Genomic DNA, 26,473 nt, shown 5'->3' on the forward strand with positions numbered 1-26,473 from the left:
GGCTTTCGCCGGGGAACAGCGACTTGTCGAAAAGGGATAATTGCCGATCGAGTCCGGGGTGATGAGAGCGGATATAATCACAAGCTCACCGTCAGCCGCACCAATGCTCTTCGACTTCGCCCGACACAAACAGAGAAGCACCGATTTCCACGCGGAACCGCGTGGAAATTCAAAGGCGATCATGCGCCTATGGCGCCCCGCTCGTATTGGCCGGCAGGCGATAGCGGTCGCCGCCGACCGTCACCTCGATCATTCCGTCGCCGACGATCGCCACCTTCGCGGGCTCGGCGCCGTCGGCCGATACGACGCCGCGCCCGTCGGTCGTGATCTGGAGCCGCCGATAACCGACATCCTGTTTCCCGACGACGAGGATCGCGCCATCGGCGCCGCTCATCTCGGTCACGGTGCAGGTGCGGTCGAACAGCTTCGCGCCCTCGAGCGCGCACTCGATGCGGCCATCGGCGGCGGCGCTCTTTGCCCCCCGCGCCTCGGCCTGCGCCAGCGTGCTATTGTCGGGGGCGCCGTTGCAGCCCGCGAGCAGCAGCACCGCGCCGATGGCCCCCAGCCGTCTCATCACCGCCCCTTGAGCTGCGACAGGTCGCGCACCGCGCCCCGCGCCGCGCTCGTCGCCATCGCCGCATAGGCTTGCAGCGCGACCGACACCTTGCGCGGACGCGGCTTGGCAGGTTGCCAGGCCGCGTCGCCCTTCGCCTCCATCGCCGCGCGGCGCGCCACCAGTTCGGATTCGGGGATCGCGAGGGTGATCGTGCGGCCCGGAATGTCGATCTCGATCCGGTCGCCGTCCTCGACGAGGCCGATCGCCCCGCCCTCGGCCGCCTCGGGCGAAACATGACCGATCGACAGGCCCGACGTGCCGCCCGAGAAGCGCCCGTCGGTGATCAGCGCGCAGGCGGCGCCGAGCCCCTTCGATTTGAGGTAGCTGGTCGGATAGAGCATTTCCTGCATCCCCGGCCCGCCTTTCGGGCCTTCGTAGCGGATGACGACGACGTCGCCCGCCTCGACCTGCCCGGTCAGGATGCCTGCGACCGCCGCATCCTGGCTTTCATAGACCTTGGCGGGCCCCGCGAATTTCAGGATCGAATCGTCGACCCCAGCGGTCTTAACGATGCAGCCGTCGCGCGCGACATTGCCCGACAGCACCGCCAGCCCGCCGTCCTCGCTGAAGGCATGCTCGGCCGAACGGATCACGCCGTTTTCGCGGTCGAGATCGAGCGATTCCCAGCGCCGGTCCTGACTGAACGCCGTCTGCGTCGGCACCCCGCCGGGGGCGGCCATGAAGAAGGTCCGCACCGCCGGGTCGTTCGTCCGCCCGATGTCCCACTGGCTGAGCGCATCGCCCAGCGTCGCGCTGTGCACCGTCGGCAGATGCGCATGGAGCAGCCCCGCGCGCTCCAGCTCGCCCAGGATCGCCATGATCCCGCCGGCGCGGTGGACGTCCTCCATATGGACGTCGGCCTTCGCCGGGGCGACCTTCGACAGGCAGGGAACGCGGCGCGACAGCCGGTCGATGTCGGCCATGGTGAAATCGACCTCTGCCTCGTGCGCGGCGGCGAGCAGGTGGAGCACCGTGTTGGTCGAACCGCCCATCGCGATGTCAAGGCTCATCGCATTCTCGAACGCCTCGAAGGTCGCGATATTGCGCGGCAGCACGCTGGCGTCATCCTGCTCATAATAGCGGCGGCACATTTCGACCGCAATGCGTCCCGCGCGCAGAAACAGCGCCTTGCGGTCGGCATGCGTCGCCAGCGTCGATCCATTGCCCGGCAGCGACAGGCCCAGCGCCTCGGTCAGGCAGTTCATCGAATTGGCGGTGAACATGCCCGAACAGCTTCCGCACGTCGGGCACGCCGACTGCTCGATCGCCGTGACTTCGGCGTCGCTATACTGCTCGTCGGTGGCGGCGACGATCGCATCGACCAGATCGAGCGCGACCTCCTTGCCCTTGAGGACGACCTTGCCCGCCTCCATCGGCCCGCCCGAGACGAAAACCACGGGGATGTTGATGCGCAGCGCCGCCATCAGCATGCCGGGGGTGATCTTGTCGCAGTTCGAAATGCACACCATCGCATCGGCGCAATGGGCATTGACCATATATTCGACGCTGTCGGCGATCAGGTCGCGGCTCGGCAGCGAATAGAGCATGCCGTCGTGCCCCATCGCGATGCCGTCATCGACCGCGATGGTGTTGAATTCCTTGGCGACGCCGCCCGCCGCCTCGATCTCGCGAGCGACCATCTGGCCCAGGTCCTTCAGGTGGACATGGCCCGGCACGAACTGGGTGAAGCTGTTGACGACCGCGATGATCGGCTTGCCGAAATCGCTGTCCTTCATACCGGTCGCACGCCACAGGCCGCGCGCGCCCGCCATGTTGCGCCCGTGAGTGGTGGTTCGTGAACGATAAGAAGGCATGGAGAGGATTCCTGATAATATTATTTCGCGAATGAGCGGATAGAAGCGCCTCTACACGCCTCTTCGGCCAGTTTCAATGTCGCTTTCCCGATCATGCGCGCAAGCCGGTCGGCGAACAGCGCCTGTCCGGCGGCATCGGCGACCAGATCCTGCCGCATCTCGATGCCGATATAGGGGATGCCGTTCGCTTCGGCATGGCGGTTCATCGTCGCGTTGAGCAGCTTGCCCGAATAGGGAAGCTGGTCGCCGACGGTCAGCCCTTCCTTGCGCAGCGCCGCGATCGCCAGCGGCGCCAGCCGGTCGTCGTCATTGTAGAGCACGCCGACGTGCCACGGCCGCCGCTGCGCCGGGTCGCTCGCCAGTTCGGGGGTGAAGCTGTGCAGCGAAACGATCATTGCCGGGCGCGCCGCCGCGATCGTCGTGGCGATATGGTCGTGATAGGGGCGAAAGAAGCGCGCGATCCGCGCCGCGCGGTCCGCCTCGCCCAGCGCGTTGCCCGGAATCGCATGGCCGTCGCTGGCGATCGGGATCAGGCCCGGCGCGCGCTCGCCGCGGTTGCAGTCGATCACCAGCCGCGACACGCCGCCCAGGATCGCGGCATCGACCGCGCCGCCGGCGACCAGGCGCCTGGCCACCTCGGCGACGCCGATGTCGATCGCGATATGATTGCCGAGCAGCGCGGGATCGATGCCGAGGTCGATGTCCGCGGGCACGTGCGCGGAGGCATGATCGCCGATCAGCAGCACGCCGCCGGCACGCGGGCGGCCCAGGTCGCGCCACGCCTCGATCACCGCAAAGCTCCAGCCATCTGCCACCAGCCGGGGCGGCGCTGCTTCATGTGGCGCGCGGCGGCATCGCGTTCGGCGGGCGCATCGAACAAGGCAAAGCAGGTCGCGCCAGACCCCGACATCCGCGCCAGCCACGGACGCAGGCCGCCAAGTTCGGTGAGCACGTCGGCGACCGCCGGGCATTGCGCGATCGCCGGGCGCTGCAGATCGTTGCGCGCCGCGAAAAGCTGCGCGCGCAGGTCGGCGCCGGTGAACAGCGGCCCGCGATCGACCCCGTCCCACGCCGCGAAGACCGGTCCGGTCGCCACCGGCTGGCGCGGATTGACGAGCAGCACCGGCGTGCCCGACAGCGCCAGTTCGGGCGCCGGGCTCAGCTCGCTGCCCGTCCCGACGCCAAGGCAGGTCTCGCTCGCGACGCAGGCGGCGACATCGGCGCCGAGCGGTCTCACCAGCCTTTCCAGTGCGGCATTGCCGACCTCGGGCAGGAAATGGCGCCGCACCAGCCGGGCGAGCGCCGCGGCGTCGGCCGAACCGCCGCCGATTCCCGCCGCGACGGGCAGCGCCTTGGTCAGCCGCAGCGCCAGTGGCGGCACCCGCCCCGCGCCGTGACGCGCGCGCAGCAGCGCCAGCGCGCGCCGGACCAGATTGTCCTCGCCCGCGCTCAGCCCCTCGGCGAACTCGCCGTCGAGGTCCAGCGAATCGCTGTCCGCCGCTTCCGCGACCAGCGCGTCCCCGGCATCGACAAAGGCGAACAATGTCTCGATGGCGTGATAGCCGTCGGCACGGCGGGCGCGGACATGCAGCGCCAGATTGATCTTTGCCCAGCCGGTTTCGCGCATTTCCGCCATCAGGGCGCCATTGTCGCCGGCGTCAATCCGTCGCGCAGCTTTGCCTCCAGTCGCGTCGCCATGTCGGCGTCGGCGATCAGTGCCGCGGCGCGCCAGACATAGCGCGCGGAGAAGCGCTGCCCCGCCTGCCAATAGGCATCGCCCAGATGCTCGACGATCACCGGATTTTCGGGTTCGCCGCGCTGCGCCGCTTCGAGCAGCGGCACCGCCTCGGCGATCCGGCCGGTCAGCACATAGGCCCAGCCGAGCGAATCGGTGATGCTCGGATTCTGCGGCTCCGCCTTCCACGCCGCCTCGATCTGCGCGAGCGACGCATCGATGTTCCGCCGCCGTTCGAGCGCCGAATAGCCAGCGAAGTTGAGGATGGTCGGATCGCCGGGACGCAGTGCGACCGCCCGGTCGAGCATCGGTTGCGCCTCGTCCCACTCTCCCTTCTGCAACAACAGATCGGCACGCGCGATCAGGATGGTGGCATGCAGCGCGCGATCCTGCTCGCTGTCACCGAGATCGGCCTCGAGCCGCGCATAGGCACGCTCGGCCGCAGCCCCATCGTCGGACCGCCGCGCGATGTCGGCAAAGCGCACGAGCAGGCTGCGCGACGCCGGCGCCTGCGCGGCCGCCGCCTCGGCAAGCGTTGTCGCGGCGTCCAGATCGCCGGCGTCGGCGAGCAGTTCGGCCTTGCGCATCGCAAGCGCCGGAAGCGGCGCGCCGCGGTCGTCCGCAAGCAGCGCGAGCGCCGCCTCCCGCTGACCATCGCGGTCGAGCGCCTCGACCAGCGCCGAACGCACGGTCGGATCGCTGTCGTCGAGCCACCACGCGCTGCGCGCGATCATCAGCGGAAGGCGCGAGTTGCCCACCGGTGCGCGCGCGAATCCATCGGCGAGCAGGGCCAGCCAATGCGCGATCCCGCCGCGCGCCGTCGATACCGGCCGGTCCGAGAGCAGCAGCAGCGGGTCCTCGCGCCCGCCGGTCGCCAGCGCGATCCGGCCGCGCAACCGCTTCGCCGCTTCATCCTCGCCCGCCGCGTCGAGCGTCGCGGCAAGCCGCAGCGCGACAAGCTGGCTGGTGCGATCGGTCAGCATCGTCGCATCGGCCAGCGCTACGGCGTCGGCGGGCCGCTTTGCCGCAAGTTGCACCAGCGCCGCCTCGAGGATGAAGGCGGGCTCGGGTCGCCCCCGGGCGCCCGCCGCGAGCAAAGGCCGCTCGGGCAGCTTGCCGCGCGCACCGACCTCGATCCAGGCGCCGATCACGGGCAACAGCAGCCGCGTCATCGGGTCGCCGCCGGTCTTGTCGCCGTCCACCCCGGCGAAGGTGCGCGCCGTGCGCCAGTCGGATCGCCGCACCGCGTCGACCGTCAACACCAGACGCGCATCGAAACGCCGCTCGCCGCTGGTCCAGAGCTGCATCGCCGCACTGCGCGCCGCCGCCAGGTCGCCGCCCTGCATCGCCTGTTCGAGTATCCGCCCGCGCAGCCCGGGCAGGCCGGGCGCCCGGCTCGCCACATCGGTCAGCGCCGTCAGCGCGGCGCGTGGATCGCCGGCCTCTTCCGCAAGGCGCGCGCGCGCCAGCGCATTCAGCACCTCGCGTCCGCTCTCGGCCGCCTGCGCGGGCGCAGCCGCCGTGAAGGCCGCGAGCAGCGCGGCCCCCGTCATCAGGCCGACAGACTTACATATTCGGGTAATTGGGGCCTCCGCCACCTTCGGGAGTGACCCAATTGATGTTCTGGGTCGGGTCCTTGATGTCGCATGTCTTGCAATGGACGCAATTCTGCGCGTTGATCACGAACTTCGGGTCGCCTTCGTCCTGTCCCACCACCTCATAGACGCCGGCAGGGCAATAACGCTGCGCCGGCTCGTCATACAGCGGCAGATTATATTCGATCGGGATCGACGGGTCCTTGAGCTGGAGGTGGATCGGCTGATCCTCCTCATGATTGGTGTTCGACAGGAACACCGACGACAGCCGGTCGAAGGTCAGCACTCCATCGGGCTTCGGATAATCGGGTTTCGGCATCTGGTCGGCGCGGTAGAGCGTCGTGTTGTCGGGATGATGCTTCATGGTGAAGGGTACGCGGATACCGAAATTCTCCAGCCACATCGTCATGCCCGCCAGCATCGTGCCCGCGAGGTCGCCGAACTTCTCGACCAGCGGCAGCACGTTGCGGACGATGCCGAGTTCCTTCTTCACCCAGCTTTCGTCATAGGCGTCCTGATAGGCGGTGAGGACATCGCCCTCACGCCCGGCCGCGACGGCTGCAAAAGCCGCTTCCGCCGCCATCATGCCCGACTTCATCGCCGTGTGCGTGCCCTTGATGCGCGGTACGTTCAGGAAGCCCGCCGTGTCGCCGATCAGCGCGCCGCCAGGGAAGGCGAGTTTCGGCACCGACTGCCACCCCCCGTCGCTGATCGCGCGCGCGCCATAGGAAACACGCTTGCCCCCCTTCAGTATCTTCGCGATCGCAGGGTGCGTCTTCCACTTCTGCATCTCCTGAAAGGGGGAGATGTGCGGATTGCGATAGTTGAGCCAGGTCACGAAGCCCAGCGCGACCTGTCCGTTCGCCTGATGATAGAGGAACCCGCCGCCGTTGGCGTTCTCGTCGAGCGGCCAGCCCTGCGTGTGGATGACGCGTCCCGGCGCGTGCTTGGCGGGTTCGATGTCCCACAGTTCCTTGACCCCGATGCCGTAGACCTGCGGCTCGCATTCGGCGTCGAGCGCGAACTGCGGCTTCAATATCTTGGTCAGGTGCCCGCGCACGCCTTCTGCGAAAAACGTATATTTCGCATGGAGTTCAAGGCCGGGGGCATAGTCGGGCTTGTGGCTGCCGTCGCGGGCGATGCCCATGTCGCCGGTCGCCACGCCCTTGACCGACCCATCCTCGTTATAAAGGATTTCGGCGGCGGGGAAGCCGGGGAAAATCTCGACGCCCAGCCCTTCGGCCTGTTCGGCGAGCCAGCGGCACAAATTGCCGAGGCTGCCGGTATAGGTGCCCTTGTTGTGCATGAAGGGCGGCGTGATGATGTGCGGAATGCCGAACTTCTTCTTCTTCGTCAGCATCCAGTGCTGATTGTCGTTCACCGGCACTTCGGCGAGCGGACAGCCCTGGTCGCGCCAATCGGGCAATAGCTCGTCGAGTGATTTCGGATCGATCACCGCACCCGACAGGATATGCGCGCCGACTTCCGACCCCTTTTCGAGGACGCACACCGACAATTCGCCGCCGGCCTCGTTCGCCAGCTGCTTGAGACGGATCGCCGCCGAAAGCCCCGCAGGCCCCGCGCCGACGATCACGACGTCATAGGGCATCGATTCCCGTTCGCTCACCGCAATCACCTTTCTGCCGTCCCTGCGCGGATCATTCATCGCGTCCCGCGCTCATTCTGTCACGAATTGCGATGCCTTCCAATTGACGCGCCCGTCAACCTCCTGTTTCAAACATTTTCATGGGTGGGCGATATTCAGCCTTGCTGGCCGAAAGCTATTGCGACTGGTGGTCACTGGCCGGTGTGGACTCGCTCGTCGGCGAGGTTCCGGCCGGCTGGCTCGACGTGCCGGTGGCGAACGACGTCGCAGGCCGGACGGGCACGGCAAGGTCCGGCCCGGCACCGACGGCCGAACCCGAGCGCGTCGTCCTGCACGCCGCCCTTCAGCGCCAGGAGGCCCCCGCCGTGCCGCAGGCGAAAATGCCCGCGGTGTTTCCCGGTGACTGGCAGGCATTCCAGACCTGGCTTTGCGAAGGCGAAGACGTTCCCGGCAGCCAATGGGACGCGCGTCGCTTGCTGCCTGCCGGCACGGCCGAGGCGCCGCTGATGCTGCTTACCGCGTGGCCGGAGATCGACGATCAGCGCGAGGGCATTCTCTTTGCCGATGCGGCGGGCAAGCTGCTCGACGCGATGCTGCGCGCAATCGGCCTTTCGCGCGCCGACTGCTATGTCGCGAGCCTCGCCGTCACGCGGCCGCCCGGCGGACGCTGTGACGCCCGCGACGCGGCGGAACTCGACCGGCTGCTCTGGCACCATCTGCGGCTCGCGAGGCCGCAGCGGCTGTTGCTGATCGGCGGCGACATCGTGCGAATGGCGGCGGGCATCGCCCTTCCCGACGCGCGCGGAAGGTTACTCGATATTAACCAAGATGGCGGCAAGGTGGAGGCGGTGGCAGTCGCACATCCCGCGACTCTGCTTGCCCGGCCGGTCCAGAAGGCGGCCGCCTGGGATAGCCTGAAACTGTTCAACCGGGGACGTTGACAGATGACCAGAACGATCACGGCGGTGACCGCCGCTCTCCTGTTTTCGATCGCCGCGGGCGGTGCGCCCGCACTCGCCGCGGACGCCGGTGCGCCCGAGATGACGGCGCCGCCGCAGACCGTGCCCGATATTCTCTCGTCGAAGCAAAAGGCCTTCTACAAGCAGGTTCTCGCCGCGATCCGCGGCCAGCGCTGGGCGGAGACGAAGACGCTGCTCGACGGGGCCGACCAGGACGCGAAGGGCGCTCCGCTCAGCGATTTCCTGCGCGCCGAATTGCTGCTCGCGGCGGGCAGTCCGCGCGCCGAGGTTGCCGACATCATGCCGCTGCTCGCACGAGCGCCATGGCTCCCGCAAGCCGACCGGCTCGGCCGTCTGGCGGCCAAGCGCGGCGCCACCGACCTGCCGACACTGCCGCCGCAGACGCGTCTCGCCTGGGCAGGCAGCGCGCCACGACGCGTCGGCGCCGATTCGGTCAACGATCCGGTGGCCGCCAGCCTCGCGCGCACGATCCCCGACCGGATTAAGAATGACGACCCGGCGGGAGCCGAGGCGTTGCTCAACGCTGTGATCGACCAACTCTCTCCCGACGCGCGCGCCGAATGGACGCAAAAGGTCGCCTGGTCCTATTATATCGAGAATGACGACGCGAACGCGCTGCGCCTCGCCCTGTCCTGCGCCTCGGGCCACAATGGCTGGGCGACGCAGGGCGCCTGGGTGCAGGGTCTCGCGGCATGGCGGCTGCGCGACTATCGCACCGCGCTCGTCGCCTTCGATCGGGTCGGACGCGAAGCGCCCGACAGCGAATTGCGCGCCGCCGGCTATTACTGGGCCGCGCGCGCGGCGATCGCCAGCGGCGAGCCTGCGTCGGTGCAGCAACGCCTGCGCGCCGCCGCAGCCAACGAGGAAACGCTCTACGGTCTGCTCGCCGCCGAAACACTGGGTATCGAAACAGGAAGCCAGCGCGAGAATGTCCGCGCAGACCGCAGCGCGTGGCGCGCGCTGGAAGATCTGCCCAACGTCCGCATCGCGATGGCCTTTGCCGAGATCGACGAAGATCAATATGCCGGCGACGCGCTGAAACACCAGGCGCGCATCGGCAACCCCGGTCAGCACGGCCAACTCATCGGCATGGCGCAGGCGCTCAGCCTGCCCGAAACCCAGCTCTATCTCGCGCACAACACTCCCGGTGGCCGCAAGCTCGCCGCCGCGTCGCGCTATCCGCAGCCCAAATGGGAGCCCAACGGCGGCTGGAAGGTCGATCCGGCTCTCGTCTTTGCGCACACCCTCCAGGAATCGCGGTTCCAGCGTGCGGTGGTGAGCCCGGCGGGCGCCTATGGCCTGATGCAGGTGCTGCCCGGCACCGCGCGCGATGTCGCGCGGTGGCGCGGCGAGGCGGTGGCGACGACCGATCTGCGCATCCCCGCGGTGAACATGGATTTCGGCCAGAGCTATCTGCAATATCTGAGCCGCGACGCATCGACCGGCGGCTTGCTGCCCAAGGTGATCGCCGCCTACAACGCCGGTCCGGCGCCGGTCGCGCGCTGGGCGACCGAAGTGCGCGACAATGGCGATCCGCTATTGTTCATGGAATCGATCCCCTATTGGGAGACGCGCGGCTATGTCGGCATCGTGCTGCGCAATTACTGGATGTACGAGGCGCAGCAAGGCAAGCCGTCGGTCAGCCGCGCCGCGCTCGCGCAGGGCCAGTGGCCGCGCTTTCCGGACGGCAAGGACCGGGTGCGCCTGACCCATGCGGCCCCGACCGGCCTCGCCAGCGCCAATTGACCGCGCCCTGAATCTCTTCGACCCGTCCCGGCTGTCGCCTTGAGACAGCAAGAATGTTCTTTCTTTGTTCTCATCGGCGCTCTATCCTGCGCCGATGGTCGCCAAGCCCCTGCCCCCGATCGCCGGTCGCGGCGCACCGGCGAATCCGCGCCCGACACGCACCGGGTCGCCGGATCGCGATGCCGACGGCGACTGGCTCGACGCGGCGGCGGAGATCGACGGCGGCGCGCCGCCGCTGCGCACGACGGTGACGGTCGAACATCCAAAGACGATCATCGCGCGCAATAGCTCGCCCGACATCGGTTTCGACCGCTCGATCAATCCGTATCGCGGCTGCGAACATGGCTGCATCTATTGCTTCGCGCGACCGACGCACGCCTTTCACGACCTGTCGCCGGGCCTCGACTTCGAAAGCCGCCTGTTCGCCAAGCCCGGCGCCGCGGCGCTGCTACGGCGCGAACTGGCGAAGCGCGGCTACAAGCCGGCGCCGCTGGCGATCGGGACCAACACCGACGGCTATCAACCGATCGAACGCGAATGGCGCATCACGCGACAGGTGATCGAGGTGCTGGCAGAGACCAGGCACCCGCTGCTGATCACCACCAAGTCCGATCGGCTGCTACGCGATATCGACCTGCTCGCGCGGATGGCGCGCGACGATCTGGTCGGGGTCGCGGTGTCGGTGACGACGCTCGATCCCGCCCTCGCGCGCACGCTGGAACCGCGCGCGCCGCACCCGCGGCGCAGGCTGGCCGCGATCCGGGCGCTGATCGATGCCGGCGTGCCGACGCAGGTCAACATCTCGCCGATCATCCCGGCGATCACCGACCCGGAGATCGAGGCGATCATGGCCGCGGCGGCCGACGCGGGTGCGATCCGCGCCTCCTACATCCTGCTCCGCCTGCCGTTCGAAGTCGCGCCGCTGTTCCGCGCCTGGCTGGCCGCCCATTACCCCGACCGCGCCGACAAGGTCATGCATATCGTGCAGGACATCCGGGGCGGGCGCGACAATGATCCCGATTTCTTCAGCCGGATGAAGGGACGCGGCGTCTGGGCGCAGCTCATCCGCACCCGCGTCCGGCGCGCCGCCCGCGCACACGGACTGGATGGGGGTTTCCCGCCGATCCGCTGCGATCTGTTCAGACCGCCGGAAAGGGGCGGTCAGATGGAGCTTTTCTAGATTCTAGTAACCTTGGATCGATGCGTTTCGTCATTGCGAGCGGAGCGAAGCAATCCAGGGCGGTTTTGTGCCTGTTCTGGATTGCCGCGCGGCTTCGCCGCTCGCAATGACGATCATCCTGTTCCAGTCTGGCCCGACCTACGCTTCCGCCAGCGACTTCAGCTTGTAATCCTTGTAATCGTCGCGGAGCTGGCGCTTCAACAGCTTGCCCGTCGCGGTGTGCGGCAGTTCTTCGACGAAGACGATCTCGTCGGGCAGCCACCATTTGGCGACCTTGTCCTGCAGATGGTCGATGATGCTCGCCTCGCTCACCTCGGCGCCGGGCTTCTTCACGATCAGCAGGATCGGCCGCTCGTCCCACTTGGGATGGAAGACGCCGACCGCCGCAGCTTCCTGCACGCCCGGCGCGCCCACCGCCGCGTTTTCGAGCTCGATCGAACTGATCCACTCGCCGCCCGACTTGATGACGTCCTTTGCGCGATCGGTGATCTGCATGACCCCGTCGGGGTGCAGCACCGACACATCGCCGGTGTCGAACCAGCCGTCCGCATCGGCGGCGTCTTCTTCCGCCTTGAAATAGCGCTGGATGATCCACGGTCCGCGGCACTGCAACCGGCCGCTCGTCTTGCCGTCGCGCGGCAGGACATGGCCTTCGTCGTCGACGATGCGCAGTTCGACGCCGAACGGCGGGCAGCCCTGGCGGCAGATGACGTCGACCTGTTCGTCGAAGCTCATGCTATCCCAGTTCCACGGGCGCCGGCCCATCGTCCCGATCGGGCTGGTTTCGGTCATGCCCCAGGCATGCCCGACATAGACGCCCGCCTTCATGAAGCGTTCGATCATCGCGCGCGGCGCCGCCGAGCCGCCGATCGTGACATGCTGAAGCGCCCCGTAACCGATGCCGGTCGCGTCCATGTGCGCGAACATCGCGAGCCACACGGTCGGAACACCCGCGCTGTGCGTGACACCCTCGGCGTGCATCAGGTCGCACAGCACCTGCGCATCGTTGGTCGCCGAAAAGACCATTTTCGCCCCCACCGTCGCGGCGGCGAAGGGCACGCCCCAGCTGTTTGCGTGGAACATCGGCACGATCGGCAGGATGACGCTGCGGTTCGACAGGTTGAAAGCGTCGGGCTGAATTTCAGTGATCGCGTGGATGACGTTCGAGCGGTGTTCGTAAAGCACGCCCTTGGGATTGCCCGTCGTCCCGCTGGTGTAACAAAGCCCGACCGGATCGCGCTCGTCGAGGGCGACCCATTCGAAATCGGCATCCTCGGCCTCCACCAGATCGCGATAGGACAGATAGCCGTCCCGCGCCGGCGCGTCGAACAGCACGAAATGTTCGACCGTCCGGAGTTGCGGCCGCAGCCGCTCGACGATCGGCAGGAAGGCCGCGTCGAAGAACAGCACGCGATCCTCGGCGTGGTTGACGATATAGATGAGCTGCTCGTCGAAAAGCCGCGGATTGACCGTGTGGAGCACCCCGCCCATTCCCGCGGTGCCGTACCAGCTCACCAGATGGTGACCATGGTTCATCGCCAGCGTCGCGATGCGGTCGCCTTTTTTCATGCCGAGCCGGGTCAGCGCGGCGGCAAAGCGGCGCGCGTCGCGTCCCACTTCTCCCCATGTCGATCGCGTCATGCTGCCATCGGCCCAGCGCGTGACGATCTCCCGCGTCGCATGTTCGCGCGCGGCGTGATCGATCAGGCTCGTGACGAGTAACGGCTGGCCCTGCATTCCCATCTTCGGCATCCCTCCAGATTATTTGCCCCAGCGATAGGGCGTGACGCGCACTTGATGCAAGGCCTCACGCACCGACGGGGCGCGCGTTCGACGGGAATCAGCTACTGCAAAAGGCGCAATTGGGGCGTTAGTCGCAATTTTATTACAAAACCGCCCGCCTGCTGTTCGCTTCCAACTTAGCGGCGCAGCCCCTACGCTACCGCACCCGGAACTCGCGCGGCGCGACGAGCGACAATGCCGCGTCGCTTACGCCCGCGATCATTTCGAGCCGCGAGACGACGTCGGGTCCCAGCGCGAACCCGCGGCCGAGTTCGACGCGAACATCGCGTTCGGTCAACGGATCGTGGGTATCGATGACGACCCGGCCGCGCGCATCGTCGCGGCGTTCGAGCAGTGCCGCCATCTCGGTCACCGCCTCGGCCAGTTCGACGCGGCAGGTCAGCTGCAAGGCGGCCGTCGCCGCGATGTCGGTGAGCGACTGCGCCCCGCGCACCGTCACGCGCGGCGTCTCCTCGCCCTCCAGCAGGTCGAGTTCGACCGACAGCAGCGCGCAGCCCCCTTCCGCCGCGAGCGCTTCCAGTACCTTGCCCGCGCCCTCGTCGAAGCAACTCGACTGGAACTGGCCGCTGCGGTCGGAGAGTGTCAGGTTGAGGAAGCGGTTGCCGCGCTGCGACACGCGCGCGCGCGCGTTTTCGACCATCGCCGCCATCGTCATCGGGATTCGCGTGCCCGGCGTCATTTCGACATTGTCGCAGATGTCGCCATAGGTGCGCACGCCGCGCGCGGCGAGGATCGCCTCATATTGCTCGACCGGATGGGCCGAGAAATAGAAGCCGAACGCCTCCTTCTCGCGCGTCATGCGTTCCCCGAGCGTCCATGGCTCGGCCGCGGGAAGCTGCAGCACGGGCGCAAGATCGACATCGCCGCCGAACAGTCCGCCCTGCCCCGTCGATCGCTCATGCGCCGAACTGTTCGCGCAGCCGAGCAGCGCTTCGGCCCCGGCATAGGCGCGCGGGCGGTCGGGCTCGACGCAGTCGAACGCGCCCGCCCCCGCCAGCGCCTCGATCTGGCGCCGGTTGAGTTGCTTGGGATCGATACGCCCCGCAAAATCGTCGAGGCTGGCGAAATCGCCCTTGGCGCGGCGTTCGGCGACCAGCGCCTCCATCGCCTTTTCGCCGACGCCCTTGAGTGCGCCGAGCGCATAGCGCACCGCGAGCCCGTCCCCCGTGCGGCCCACCGAAAAATCCGCCTCGCTCTCGTTGATCGACGGCGGCGCGATCGCAATGTCGAGCCGGCGCATGTCGTCGATGAACACCGACAATTTGTCGGTCTGGTGGCTGTCGAACGACATCGAGGCGGCAAAGAATTCGTGCGGGTGATGCGCCTTCAGCCAGGCCGTCTGATAGGACAGCAGCGCATAGGCCGCGGCGTGGCTCTTGTTGAAACCATAACCGGCGAACTTGTCGATCAAGTCGAACAACTCGTTCGCGGTCTTGGCATCGATGCCGTTATGCTCGCCGCAGCCCTTGACGAAGGTCTCGCGCTGCGCGTCCATCTCGGCCTTGATCTTCTTGCCCATCGCGCGGCGCAGCAGGTCGGCGCCGCCGAGGCTGTAGCCGGCCAATATCTGCGCCGCCTGCATCACCTGTTCCTGATAGACGAAGATGCCATAGGTTTCGGCGAGGATGCCCTCGAGCAGCGGGTGCGGATAGGCGATCGCCTCGCGCCCGTTCTTGCGCGCACCGAACAGCGGAATATTGTCCATCGGCCCCGGCCGATAGAGCGCGACGAGCGCGATGATGTCGCCGAAATTGGTCGGCTTCACCGCCGACAGCGTGCGCCGCATCCCTTCGGATTCGAGCTGGAACACCCCGACCGTGTCGCCGCGCTGGAGCAGTTCGTAGACGCCCGGATCGTCCCACGCGAGCTGATCGAGATCGACGTCGACCCCGCGCAGCGCAAGCAGCCGCCGCGCCTCCTTCAGCACCGACAGCGTCTTGAGGCCGAGGAAGTCGAACTTCACCAGCCCCGCGGTCTCGACATATTTCATGTCGAACTGCGTCACCGGCATGTCCGAGCGCGGATCGCGATAGAGCGGGACGAGCTGGTCGAGCGGCCGGTCGCCGATCACCACGCCCGCGGCATGAGTCGAGCTGTGACGCGGCAGGCCTTCCAATTGGCGCGCCATGTCGAACAGGCGGCGGACACCATCGTCCTGCTTATATTCGGTCATCAACTCGGACACGCCGTTCAGCGCGCGTTCGAGCGTCCAAGGATCGGTCGGATGGTTGGGAACCAGCTTCGCCAGCCGGTCGACCTGGCCATAGCTCATCTGGAGGACGCGGCCGGTATCCTTGAGCACCGCGCGCGCCTTCAGCTTTCCGAAGGTGATAATCTGCGCGACCGTGTCACGGCCGTATTTCTCCTGCACATAGCGGATCACCTCGCCGCGCCGCGTTTCGCAGAAGTCGATGTCGAAGTCGGGCATCGACACGCGCTCGGGATTGAGGAAGCGTTCGAACAGCAGCCCGAGTTTGAGCGGGTCGAGGTCGGTGATGGTCAGCGACCAGGCGACGAGGCTGCCCGCCCCCGAACCGCGACCCGGCCCGACCGGGATATCGTGCGCCTTCGCCCATTTGATGAAGTCGGCGACGATCAGGAAGTAACCGGGGAATCCCATCTGGGTGATGACGCCGACCTCGAAATCGAGCCGCGCGACATAGGCATTGCGTTCTTCCTCGCTGAGGTCAGGATAGAGCGCCAGCCGCGCCTCAAGCCCGGCATGCGCATCGCGCGCCAGTTGCGCCGCCTCGCCCTCGCGGTCACCGGCGAGGCTGGGCAGGATCGGCTTGCGTTTCGGCGCCATGAAGGCGCAGCGCTGCGCGACGACGAGTGTGTTGCGGATCGCCTCGGGCAGATCGGAGAAGGCATCCTCCATCGCTTCGGCGGGCTTCAGCCACGCCTCGGGGCTCGACACCCGGCGGTCTTCGCTTTCGACATAGGCCGATTGCGCGATGCACAGCATCGCGTCGTGCGCCGCGTGGAATTGCGGCTCGACGAAATTGGCGGGGTTGGTCGCGACGAGAGGCAGCGCGCGCGCATAGGCCATGTCGATCAGCGCATTTTCGGCCGCGATCTCGGCTGCCTCCCCCCGGCGCGACAGTTCGATATAGAGGCGCCCGCCGAACAACGCTTCGAGCTGTTCGACATAGGCCTCCGCCGCGCTCGCCTGTTCATCGGCGAGCAGGCGTGCGAGCGCCCCCTCACCGCCGCCGGTCAGGCAGATCAGCCCGTCGGTCTTTCCCGCGAGTGCCGACAGCGCAACGTGCGGATCCTGCTCGATCGGCCGGTCGAGATGCGCCGCCGAAACGAGCGCGCAGAGATTGTCGTAGCCGATATCGTCCTGCACATAGAGCGCGAGCCAGTCGATCAGCGGCGCGCCGTTCGGCAGGCGCTGCCCCGGCCGCGCGACTGACAGGAAGGTGCCGACGATCGGTTGCACCCCCGCCGCCTTGCACGCGTCGCCGAACGCCATGACACCATAAAGCCCGTTGCGGTCGGCGATCGCGATCGCCGGGAACCCGCGCTCGCGCGCGGCCTTCGCAATGGCTTTCGGGTCGATCGCCCCCTCCAGCATGGTAAAACTGGAAAAGACGCGCAGAGGGGCGAAGGGGCTGTAGGCCATGCGAGCGACGCTAGGCGGACCGGACGATTCGGGGAAGGGGCAACTCTCGTCTCTTCCCCTCATATAACCGGTAAATATCTTAACCGGTTTTGAACGCCAAATAAGTAACGATCGACCCTACGCACATACACAAAAGGACCGGCCATGCAGCATTGCTATAACTGCGGCGAAGAGATCGAGTTTAGATATATTGATGGCAAGCGGACGCCAATACACCTTCATGGCGGTTATTGCTCCAGTGCGGGTAGCTCATCTGAACCGAAACCCAACATCGCATTTCAGTCCCGCGAATCTTACACGGACCCAAATGCCTACTGCCCCATTTGTGGCGTGCTCGTTTTTTTCTACCAAAGTCCGCATGGGGGTCGTGTCTTTTTTGATGATCTAGGCTGGCCATGGCCAAAGCATCCATGCACCGACAATCCAAAATCTCAGAGATCAAAGGTGAAACCTCGAATACCCTCTCTAGGGAAACCGCTTATAAATAGGCGAGGAGATTCACTTAAAATATACAAGGCGTCCAAAATCACCGAAGATCAGAACAAAATATTTCTCCATATAAAAGAAACGCAATACCCCTATTCATCAAAACACATGGAATTCCCAAGAATATCTTTAGAAAAATATGATATAAATATCAGTGATATAAGAGAATCTCCGGCATTTATCTTAGCCGATCTAGGAGATAGCTATATAATATCCTTCATATCCGGAAGGAGAAAAAAGATCATAAGTATCAAACTTAAAAAATAATTCAGCCCAACTCCTATCCCAGCAGTTCTTCAATCTCTTTCCTCAACTGCTCGGGCTTCGTCGCCGGGGCGTGGCGCGACACCACATTGCCCTCACGGTCCACCAGGAACTTGGTGAAATTCCACTTGATTCCGCTACCGAGCAGGCCGGTCTTCTCGTCCTTCAGATGCTTGAAGATCGGGTCGGCGCCCGACCCGTTGACGTCGATCTTCGCCATCACCGGAAAGCTCACGTCATAGGTGAGCAAACAGAAATTGGCGATTTCGTCGGCGTCGCCCGGCTCCTGCGCGCCGAACTGGTTGCAGGGAAAGGCCAGCACCTCGAACCCGCGATCCTTGTAATCGCGGTAAAGCGCCTCCAACTCCTTATATTGCGGGGTAAAGCCGCATTTCGACGCGGTGTTGACGATCAGCAGCACCTTGCCGCGATAATCGGCCATCGACTGCTTCCCGCCGCCCGGCAGCGGCGCCGAAAGATCGTAGAGCGTCATTCGCCTTCTCCCTCTTAAGCCCCTCCCCGTCAGGGGAAGGGTTGGGGCAGGGGCCGGCGGCCTTACGCTAGGTCGCGGCCCACCCCGCTACGACTAGGCAGCAAGCTGCCAAGTCTCGCTGCCCCTCCCGCAAGCGGAAGGGGAGGTGTCTGCCTACGCCTCGATATGCCCTTCGTGCAAGCGCAGCACGCGGTCCATCTTCGCCGCCAGCCGCTCGTTGTGCGTCGCGACCAGCGCCGCAGAGCCATGGTCGCGCACCAGCCCCACGAACTGCTCGAACACCCGGTCGGCGGTCGCCTCGTCGAGGTTGCCCGTCGGCTCGTCAGCAAGCACCAGCAGCGGCCGGTTCGCCAGCGCGCGCGCCACGGCGACGCGCTGCTGCTCGCCGCCAGACAGCTTGCTCGGCTTATGATGCAGCCGCTCGGCGAGCCCGAGCCGGGCGAGGAGGTCGGCGGCCCGGCCCTCCGCTTCGGCCTGGTCGGCGCCGCGGATCAACTGCGGCAGCACGACATTCTCGAGTGCGGTGAAATCGGGCAGCAGATGGTGGAATTGATAGACGAAGCCGATCTTCTCGCGCCGCGTCTTTGTCCGCTGCCCCTGATCGAAGCGCGTGACGTCCTCGCCGTCGATGCGGATCGTTCCCTCGAAGCCGCCTTCGAGCAGGCCCACGGCCTGCAGCATCGTCGACTTGCCCGATCCCGAAGGGCCGAGCAGCGCGACGATCTCGCCGCGGCGCAGGCTGGCGTCGACCCCGCGCAGCACGTCGATCGTCACCTCGCCTTGCGTGAAGCTGCGCCGCAGGCCGATCAGTTCCAGCGCCAGATCATTCATAGCGCAGCACCTGCACGGGGTCGGTGTTCGCCGCCTTGAACGCCGGATAGAGCGTCGCGAGGAAGCTGAACAGGATCGCCATCACCGCGATGCCGGCAATTTCGAACGGATCGGGCTTCGACGGCAGTTCGGCGAGGAAGCGAATCGACGGGTCCCACAGCGGCTGGCCGGTGACGAATTCGGCGCCGCGCAGGACGCCCTGGCGGAAATAGAGCAGGCTGAACCCCAGCGCCATGCCGAACAGGGTCCCGGCGATGCCGATCGACAGGCCGATCGCCATGAAGATGCGCAGCACCGCGTCGCGCGGCGCCCCCATCGTGCGCAATATCGCCATGTCGCGCGTCTTGGCGCGGACCAGCATGATCAGCGAGGAGACGATGTTGAACGCCGCGACCAGCACGATCAGCGACAGGATGACGAACATCGCGACGCGCTCGACCGACAGCGCCTCGAACAACGCGCTGTTCATCGACCGCCAGTCGGAAATGACCGCCTTCGCCGCCACCTTCTCGGCAAGCGGCTGAAGGATCGGGCCGACCTTGTCGGGATCGGTCACCTTGACCTCGATCATCCCGACCTGGTCGCCGGTGAGGAGCAGCAACTGCGCATCCTCCATCGGCATCACGACATAGGCCTTGTCGAAATCATAGACGCCGATCTCGAAGATGGCGGAGACGCGATAGCCGATTTCGCGCGGGACGGTGCCGAAGGGCGTCGAACGGCCGGCCGGGTTGATGATCGTGATGTTCGACCCCACGGTGGCGCCGAGATTCTTCGCCAGTTCGCTGCCGATCGCGACATTGCCCGCCCCCGGCGTCAGCGTGTCGAGGCTGCCCTGCAGCACCTTGCCGCCCAGCGTCTCGTTGCGGCGGATGTCGGGGACAGTCATCCCGCGCACCAGCACGCCTTCGACGCGGCCGCCGAAGGTGGTAAGCAAGGGCTGCTCGATCAGCGGCGTCGCGGAAACGACGCCGGGCGTGGCTTTCGCCTGCTTGAGCACGCCCTGCCAGTCGTCGAGCCGCCCGCCGAATCCTTGTACCACCGCATGGCCGTTGAGCCCGACGATCTTGTCGAACAGGTCGGCGCGCACGCCGTTCATCACGCTCATCACGATGACGAGCGCCGCGACGCCCAGCGTCACCGCGACGAAGCTGAACGCCGCGGCGACGAAGATGAAGCCTTCGCCGCGTTGCGGGAGCATGTAGCGCTTGAAGATGGCACGCTCGTAAGGACGCAGGATCATCGGAAAACCGGCCTTCTGGAGCGCAAGGGAAGGTCATGCATGCCGCTGCTTTACGGGCGCCTCCGCCCGCTGGCAATGGGCGGTGACCGCCGTCCATTTGCGAATCATTCGCATAATCTGTTGCCCATCCGCCACAGCGGCAGGCAAAAGCGGCGATCCGGGCGTGCCAGAGGGTGACAAAGCGTCATCGTCGCCCTAGCCCGATGACTTCTGGTTCAACGCGGCCAAAGGCCCGGCTCCAGGGAGTGCAGATCCTTCGCCGGTCTGCGCACAAGGGGGATGGCGACGTTCGTCACTGGCGCCCGGGTCTCGATAGAGGCCCGGGCGTTGTGCTTCGGGTCGCGGACAAGCGAAGTCTGGACAGGAATGGAAGCAGGGCAAGCAGGCATCTCCCCTCCCGCTTGCGGGAGGGGCTGGGGGTGGGTAGCCACGCCGTAACGGCCCACCCCGCTGCGACTAACGAACAAGTTCGCAAGTCTCGCTGCCCCTCCCGCCTGCGGGAGGGGAGATAGGTTCCGCTGCCGCGCGCCGCTCCTACCCCTCGCTCTCGCTGATATCCTCCAGCATGTCGGGGTCGAGCACGCGCACGCGGCCCTGCTCAAGCGAAATGATCCCCGATTCCTCCCAGCTTCTCAGCTGGCGGTTGATATGTTCGCGGCTCATCCCCGCGAAATTGCCGAGTTCGGTCTGCGACAGCTCGAGGCGCTGCGCGGCGTCGCCCGCGTCCTTGCGGATCAGGCGCTTCAGGTAGCGCGCGAGCCGCGGTCCCGAGGCATAGGCACGGTCGCTTTCGATCGTCTGGTCGGCAGTGCGTAGCCGCCGCGCCAGCTGGTGCATCAGCGACCATGCGAAATCGGGGTGGCTGGTCACGAAATCGCGCATCGCGTTGCGCCCGAGCTGGAGCGCGCTGCCGGCGCTCGTCGCCGTCACCGACGCGGTCCGTTCGCCGCCGTCGAGCAGCGCGATCTCGCCCAGCACCGCGCCCGGTTCGGCATAGGCCAGCACGATCTCGCGTCCGTTCGGGGTCAGCATCGATACGCGCGCGCTGCCCTCGGTCAGGATCAGCAGGCTGTCGCCCGCCTCGCCCTGCGCCAGCAATTCCTTGCCCTTTGCGAAATGCATGTGGACCGCGCGGCCGGCGATGTCGGCCCAATCCTGAAGCGTCAGGCCGGAAAAAATGGAGTCGGGGCCTTGGAGTTCGGCAAGTTTCGCGTGATCCATGGCCTGTACGTCCTTCCTGTTGCCCCACTCCGGCGCGTCAGACCAGTCGGCTCTGCTTCACCGCCGCTTCGATGAAGCCCTTGAACAGCGGGTGCGGATCGAAGGGCTTCGACTTGAGCTCCGGATGGAACTGCACCCCGATGAACCACGGATGGTCCGGCCGCTCGACGATCTCGGGCAGCATGCCATCGGGCGACAGCCCTGAAAAGACCAGCCCGCCCTTTTCGAGCGGCTCGCGATAGGCGCCGTTCACCTCGTAGCGATGGCGGTGCCGTTCGCTGATCGTGTCGGCACCATAGATGCTGGCGACATGGCTGTTCGGCGACAGCTTCGCCTCATAGGCGCCGAGGCGCATCGTGCCGCCCATGTCGGTATCGGCACCGCGCTTCTGAAGCCCCTCAGCGCCCATCCATTCGGTGATCAAGCCGACGACGGGTTCGTCGGTCGGGCCGAACTCGGTGCTCGACGCCCTGGCGATGCCGCTGGTGTTCCGCGCCCCCTCGATGCAAGCCATCTGCATGCCCAGGCAGATGCCGAAGAAGGGCACGCCGCGTTCACGCGCAAAACGCACGCTCGCGATCTTGCCCTCCGACCCACGCTCGCCGAAGCCGCCGGGAACGAGGATGCCGTGCATCGGCTCCAGCTTGGCGGCAAGATCGGCCTCGCCGTCCTCGAACATCTCGGCGTCGAGCCAGCGGATATTGACCTTGACCCGGTTGGCGAGGCCGCCGTGGGTCAGCGCCTCGTTGAGCGACTTGTAGGCATCGGGCAGCGAGACATATTTGCCGACGACGCCGATCGTCACCTCGCCCTCGGGGTTCCGCTTGCGGTCCATGATGTCGTACCAGCGGGTCAGGTCGGGGTCGCGCGCATCGGCGATGCCGAAGGCGCGCAGCACCTCGCTGTCGAGCCCCTCGCCATGATATTGCACCGGCACCGAATAGATGGAGTCGGCGTCGAGCGCCGGGATCACCGCTTCCTTCCGTACGTTGCAGAATTGCGCGATCTTGGCGCGCTCGCTGTCGGGCAGCGGCTTTTCGCAGCGGCACAGCAGGATGTCGGGCTGCACCCCCAGCGAGGCGAGTTCGCGCACGCTGTGCTGCGTCGGCTTGGTCTTCAGCTCGCCCGCCGCGGCGATATAGGGGACCAGCGTAACGTGGACCGAAACCGTATTCTCGCGCCCGACGTCGTTGCGAAGCTGGCGGATCGCTTCGATGAACGGCAGCGATTCGATGTCGCCGACGGTGCCGCCGATCTCGCACAGCACGAAATCGAGGTCGTCGGTCTCGGCGCGGGCAAAGGCCTTGATCGCGTCGGTGACGTGCGGGATCACCTGCACCGTGGCGCCCAGATAGTCGCCGCGCCGTTCCTTGGCGATGATGTCCTGATAGATGCGGCCGGAGGTGACATTGTCGCTCTGCCGCGCCGCGACGCCGGTGAAGCGCTCGTAATGGCCGAGGTCGAGGTCGGTCTCCGCCCCGTCGTCGGTCACATAGACCTCGCCGTGCTGATAGGGCGACATCGTGCCCGGATCGACGTTCAGATAGGGATCGAACTTGCGAATGCGGACGCGATAGCCCCGCGCCTGCAACAAAGCCGCGAGACTAGCCGCCATCAAACCTTTGCCAAGGGAGGAGACCACGCCGCCGGTGATGAAAATGAACCGCGCCATGGGAGGAAAGACTTACTCAACAGGAGGGGGACGGCGCAAGCCGCCGAATCGGTCGCCGCGGAAATATTTTCCGCGACGCGGGGTGGACAGGGCCGAAGCCGCTTATTTCTTGGCGGGCGGCGTCTGCGCCGGGGCGGCGTCCTGGCTTGCCGCGGCAGCGGCCGCCGCCAGCGGATCGTCGCTCGCCGGGGCGGCCGGAGCCGCTTGGGCGGGGGCTTCGGGTGCCGGGCCGGTCATCGACGGCGCCGCCGTGCCGCTCGATGGCTGCGCGGTCTTCGACAGCGAGGTATCGATCGTCGAGCCGTCGCGACCGACCGAGGCCATCGCCGCAAGCAGGATCGACAGACCGACGAACAGCGTCGCGAGGATCGTCGTCAGCCGGGTCAGGAAATCCGCCGCGCCGCGCGCCGAGAGCAGACCCGCCGGACTGCCGCCGACGCCCAATCCGCCACCTTCCGACTTCTGCATCAGGATGACGCCGATCATCACGGCCGCGATCACGGCCTGAACGACCAGCAGGAAGGTAAAGAGGCTCGACATCGACGATTCCCGAAAGCTCGCGCGGCCCCCAAACGGACCGCGCCCGCGGCGCACATAGAGACGAAGCCGCGCCGCTTCAAGCCATACGTCGCCGCCGCGGGGCCGCAGCGGCGATCGCGATCACCCCAACTGCGCCGCCGCCGCGACGATCGGCAGGAACTTGGCGGCGGTCAGGCTCGCCCCGCCGACCAGCGCGCCGTCGACGTCGCCCGCATCCAGCAGTTCGGCGGCGTTGTCGCCGTTCACCGACCCGCCATAGAGAAGACGCATCGCCTCCGCCGCCGCCGGACCGGACAGTTCGCCCAGCCTGGCGCGAATCGCGCCGTGCATTGCCGCGACATCGGCGACGGTCGGCACCAGCCCGGTGCCGATCGCCCAGATCGGTTCATAGGCGATGGCAAGGCGCGCGGGATCGAAGGCGGCGGGCAGCGAGCCCGCGACCTGCGCCAGCACATAGGCGATGGCGCGCCCCGATTCGCGCACGTCGCGCGGTTCGCCGACGCACAGGATCACCGACAGGCCGGCGGCGAGCGCCGCTTCGGCCTTCGTCTTCACATCGGCGTCGCTTTCGCCGACCCCCTCGCGCCGCTCGCTGTGCCCGACGATGACGAGCCGGGCACCGGCATCGGCCAGCATCGGCGCCGCGACCGACCCCGTATAGGCGCCCGCTGCGGCGGCATGGCAGTCCTGCCCGCCGACCGCCGCCCCCGGCGCCGCGTCCGCCATCGCGCCGATCAGGGTGAAGGGCGGACACAGCGCGACGTCGACCGCGGCATGATCCGCCGCGCCGGCAAAGATCGCCCGCGCCTCGTCCAGCGCCGCCTTCAGCCCGTTCATCTTCCAGTTGCCGACCACATATTTGCGCCGCGCCATTGCCTCTTTCCCTTGTTGAACCTGTGAATGGGCCTGCCCTAGCGGTGCGCGCCGGGGAAAGGAAGCCGTGCGCATGCGAAGGACGTCGGCGGATGAACCGGCAGACGAAAAGGCCCTTTCCCGCCTTGATGCCGCCCCGCCTCCCGCCTAAAGCAGCGCCAAGCCGCGCGATGCCGCGCTTCGCCGAAAGAATGCCCGCTTCATGATCACCGCCATCCGCAATCTCTTCAGCTCCGCCATCGGCAAGTTCCTCGCGCTCGCCTTCGTCGTCGTCGTCGGTCTCGCCTTTGCGCTCAGCGACGTGACCGGCAGCGGCACCTTCGGCGGCATCGGCGGCGCCAACGTCGCGCAGGTCGGCGACACCGAGATCGGCGTCGGCGAGCTACGCGACCGCGTCCGCCTCGCCTATAATCAGGCGCGGCAGGATCAGCCGGGGATGACGATGGCGTCCTTCGTCGAATCGGGCGGACTCGACCAGGTGCTGAACCAGCTGATCGAGGGCGCCGCCTTCGAACAGTTCGCGGTCAAGCTGGGGTTCGGCACCAGCAAGCGGCTGGTCGACGGACGCATCGCCGACCTGCCCGTCTTCGCGGGCGTGTCGGGCAAGTTCGACCAGACGCGTTTCCAGGCCTTCCTGCGCGAAAACGGCATCAGCGAGGCACAGCTTCGCCGCGACCTGCGCCAGCAGCTCTTCGTCGAACAGCTCGCCGCGCCGATCGGCACCGTCACCCGCCTCGCGCCGGGCATGGCGCAGCCCTATGCGGCGCTGTTGCTAGAGGCGCGCCGCGGCGACGCGACCTTCATCCCGTCGAGCGCCTTTGCGCCGAAGACCGATCCGGGCGACGACGCGCTGCGCAAATATCTGGCGCAGAACAAGACCAAGTTCACGGTGCCCGAACGCCGCGTGCTGCAATATGCGCTGTTCGATCGCGCGTCCGCGCCGGTTCCGGAGGTCGCGGCCGACGAGGTCGCCGCCTATTACAAGGCGAATGCGGCGCGCTTCTCCGCGAGCGAGACCCGTCGCTTCGCGCAGGTGATCGCGCCCGACCAGGCGACGGCGAACGGCATCGCCACGAAGGTGCGCGGCGGCGCGACCATCCAGGCCGCGGCGCAGGCCGCCGGGCTTTCGGCCTCGACCACCGGCGCGCTCACCCGTTCGGCCTATACCGCCATGACGAGCGACGCGATGGCCAAGGCCGCCTTCGCCGCCAAGCGCGGCGACCTGCTCGGCCCGACGCAGACCGGCCTCGGCTGGGCCGTCACGCGCGTTGAGGACATCATCGCCCAGCCGGCACGCACGCTGGCCGAAGCGACGCCGGAGATTCGCACCGAGCTCGAAAAGAACAAGGCGAACGAGGCAATCGTCGATTATTACAACGCCATCCAGGACGCCGTGAACGGCGGCGCCGCGATCGAGGAGGTCGCCAGCGACCGCAAGCTCAAGCTCGTCGAGACCCCGCCGCTGCTGCCGAGCGGGCGTCCGGCCGGACCGTCCGATTTCGCTCTGCCGCCCGAACTGGCGCCGATGGTCGCGCAGGCCTTTCAGGGGAACGAGGGCGAGGGCCAGATCGCGACGCTCGTCGAGAACGAGAAGTTCGCGGTGTTCGCCGTCAAGTCGGTCGTCGCCGCCGCACCGCCGCCCTTTGCGCAGATTCGCGGCGACCTGCTGACCGACTGGCGCTTTGCCGAGGGGCAGAAGGTCGCGCGCGACAAGGCACGCGCGATCGCCAAGGCGGTCGAAGGCGGCAAGAGCCTGGCCGAGGCGGTACGCGCCGCCGGCCCCAATATCGGCAGCGTCCAGACGATCGGCGGCCGCCGCGCCGAACTGGGCCGCGACGGTCAGGGCGTCCCGCCCGAACTCGCGCTGCTCTTTTCGATGGCGCAGGGCAGCGTGAAGACGCTCGAAATTCCCGGCAACCGCGGCTGGATGGTGATTTCGCTCGGCCATGTCGACCGTCCCGATCCCAAGCAGATCGACCCCGCGCGCGTCGCCGCCATCGCTCAGCCGCTCGGCCCGGCCTTCGGCAGCGAACTGGTCGAGCAGCTTGCCGCCGAGGCCAAGCGCCGCGTCCGGGTGAAGATCGACAAGGACCTGCTCGAACAGCTTCGTCAGGAGTTGAGCGGCACGGCAGCCGCCGTCGAATAGCGCC

General features: G+C 66.8%; 20 protein-coding genes. 4 read left to right on the forward strand and 16 right to left on the reverse strand.

The window, feature by feature from the left end; genetic code table 11:
• From SGR02S_RS20390 to SGR02S_RS05355, 7 genes are all read right to left on the reverse strand, one after another.
• Positions 1-183, reverse strand: a 183-nt coding sequence (locus tag SGR02S_RS20390) for a hypothetical protein (protein ID WP_218000108.1), incomplete at its 3' end; no start/stop codon positions are given.
• Positions 184-187: 4 nt separating this feature from the next.
• Positions 188-574: a hypothetical protein gene (locus tag SGR02S_RS05330; RefSeq protein ID WP_067106430.1), complete on the reverse strand. Its 387-nt coding sequence runs from the start codon at positions 572-574 to the stop codon at positions 188-190.
• Positions 574-2,430: a dihydroxy-acid dehydratase gene (gene ilvD / locus SGR02S_RS05335; protein ID WP_067106433.1), complete on the reverse strand. Its 1,857-nt coding sequence runs from the start codon at positions 2,428-2,430 to the stop codon at positions 574-576. Before ilvD ends, SGR02S_RS05330 begins: the two co-directional genes overlap by 1 nt.
• A 20-nt stretch (positions 2,431-2,450) precedes the next feature.
• Positions 2,451-3,221, reverse strand: a complete 771-nt coding sequence (locus tag SGR02S_RS05340; protein ID WP_067106437.1) for an N-formylglutamate amidohydrolase — start codon at positions 3,219-3,221, stop codon at positions 2,451-2,453.
• Complete coding sequence (locus SGR02S_RS05345) at positions 3,218-4,066, reverse strand: 4-(cytidine 5'-diphospho)-2-C-methyl-D-erythritol kinase (RefSeq protein WP_067106439.1); 849 nt, start codon at positions 4,064-4,066, stop codon at positions 3,218-3,220. Before SGR02S_RS05345 ends, SGR02S_RS05340 begins: the two co-directional genes overlap by 4 nt.
• Positions 4,066-5,718 (reverse strand): tetratricopeptide repeat protein, encoded by a 1,653-nt coding sequence (locus tag SGR02S_RS05350; RefSeq protein ID WP_255211393.1) that lies wholly within the window; start codon positions 5,716-5,718, stop codon positions 4,066-4,068. Before SGR02S_RS05350 ends, SGR02S_RS05345 begins: the two co-directional genes overlap by 1 nt.
• Before the next feature lie 13 nt (positions 5,719-5,731).
• Positions 5,732-7,387: an electron transfer flavoprotein-ubiquinone oxidoreductase gene (locus tag SGR02S_RS05355; RefSeq protein ID WP_067106520.1), complete on the reverse strand. Its 1,656-nt coding sequence runs from the start codon at positions 7,385-7,387 to the stop codon at positions 5,732-5,734.
• Positions 7,388-7,527: 140 nt separating this feature from the next.
• Between SGR02S_RS05355 and SGR02S_RS05360 the strand changes: the two genes are divergently transcribed.
• From SGR02S_RS05360 to SGR02S_RS05370, 3 genes are all read left to right on the forward strand, one after another.
• Positions 7,528-8,307 (forward strand): uracil-DNA glycosylase family protein, encoded by a 780-nt coding sequence (locus SGR02S_RS05360; protein ID WP_255211394.1) that lies wholly within the window; start codon positions 7,528-7,530, stop codon positions 8,305-8,307.
• Positions 8,308-8,310: 3 nt separating this feature from the next.
• On the forward strand, positions 8,311-10,092 hold the full coding sequence (locus SGR02S_RS05365) for a lytic transglycosylase domain-containing protein (protein WP_067106444.1): 1,782 nt from the start codon (positions 8,311-8,313) through the stop codon (positions 10,090-10,092).
• Between the two features lie 94 nt (positions 10,093-10,186).
• Positions 10,187-11,272 carry a PA0069 family radical SAM protein gene (locus SGR02S_RS05370; RefSeq protein WP_067106523.1) on the forward strand — a complete coding sequence of 362 codons (1,086 nt, stop codon included), beginning with the start codon at positions 10,187-10,189 and terminating at the stop codon, positions 11,270-11,272.
• Between the two features lie 138 nt (positions 11,273-11,410).
• On the opposite strand, the gene SGR02S_RS05375 is transcribed toward SGR02S_RS05370, so the two are convergent.
• The 9 genes from SGR02S_RS05375 to tpiA form a co-directional block, all read right to left on the reverse strand.
• Positions 11,411-13,015, reverse strand: a complete 1,605-nt coding sequence (locus tag SGR02S_RS05375; RefSeq protein WP_067106525.1) for a long-chain fatty acid--CoA ligase — start codon at positions 13,013-13,015, stop codon at positions 11,411-11,413.
• A gap of 196 nt (positions 13,016-13,211) precedes the next feature.
• Complete coding sequence (dnaE, locus tag SGR02S_RS05380) at positions 13,212-16,700, reverse strand: DNA polymerase III subunit alpha (RefSeq protein WP_067106446.1); 3,489 nt, start codon at positions 16,698-16,700, stop codon at positions 13,212-13,214.
• A gap of 766 nt (positions 16,701-17,466) precedes the next feature.
• Complete coding sequence (locus tag SGR02S_RS05385; protein ID WP_067106448.1) at positions 17,467-17,943, reverse strand: glutathione peroxidase; 477 nt, start codon at positions 17,941-17,943, stop codon at positions 17,467-17,469.
• A 153-nt stretch (positions 17,944-18,096) separates the two neighbouring features.
• On the reverse strand, positions 18,097-18,774 hold the full coding sequence (locus SGR02S_RS05390; protein WP_067106451.1) for an ABC transporter ATP-binding protein: 678 nt from the start codon (positions 18,772-18,774) through the stop codon (positions 18,097-18,099).
• Positions 18,767-20,017, reverse strand: coding sequence for a lipoprotein-releasing ABC transporter permease subunit (locus SGR02S_RS05395; protein ID WP_067106453.1), 1,251 nt, complete (start codon positions 20,015-20,017; stop codon positions 18,767-18,769). The genes SGR02S_RS05390 and SGR02S_RS05395 overlap by 8 nt, the downstream gene beginning before the upstream one ends.
• A gap of 534 nt (positions 20,018-20,551) precedes the next feature.
• On the reverse strand, positions 20,552-21,238 hold the full coding sequence (locus SGR02S_RS05400; RefSeq protein WP_067106455.1) for a Crp/Fnr family transcriptional regulator: 687 nt from the start codon (positions 21,236-21,238) through the stop codon (positions 20,552-20,554).
• 37 nt (positions 21,239-21,275) lie between these two features.
• Positions 21,276-22,910: a CTP synthase gene (gene pyrG / locus SGR02S_RS05405; RefSeq protein ID WP_067106458.1), complete on the reverse strand. Its 1,635-nt coding sequence runs from the start codon at positions 22,908-22,910 to the stop codon at positions 21,276-21,278.
• A 102-nt stretch (positions 22,911-23,012) separates the two neighbouring features.
• Positions 23,013-23,450, reverse strand: a complete 438-nt coding sequence (secG, locus tag SGR02S_RS05410; protein ID WP_067106459.1) for a preprotein translocase subunit SecG — start codon at positions 23,448-23,450, stop codon at positions 23,013-23,015.
• A 120-nt stretch (positions 23,451-23,570) separates the two neighbouring features.
• Positions 23,571-24,323 (reverse strand): triose-phosphate isomerase, encoded by a 753-nt coding sequence (gene tpiA, locus SGR02S_RS05415; RefSeq protein WP_067106460.1) that lies wholly within the window; start codon positions 24,321-24,323, stop codon positions 23,571-23,573.
• A 202-nt stretch (positions 24,324-24,525) separates the two neighbouring features.
• Between tpiA and SGR02S_RS05420 the strand changes: the two genes are divergently transcribed.
• A complete protein-coding gene (locus SGR02S_RS05420) occupies positions 24,526-26,469 on the forward strand; it encodes a peptidylprolyl isomerase (protein ID WP_067106461.1) in 1,944 nt (647 codons plus the stop codon).
• The last annotated feature ends 4 nt before the right edge of the window (positions 26,470-26,473 follow it).

It is taken from the genome of Sphingopyxis granuli NBRC 100800 (genome assembly GCF_001591045.1).
Lineage (GTDB): Bacteria > Pseudomonadota > Alphaproteobacteria > Sphingomonadales > Sphingomonadaceae > Sphingopyxis > Sphingopyxis granuli.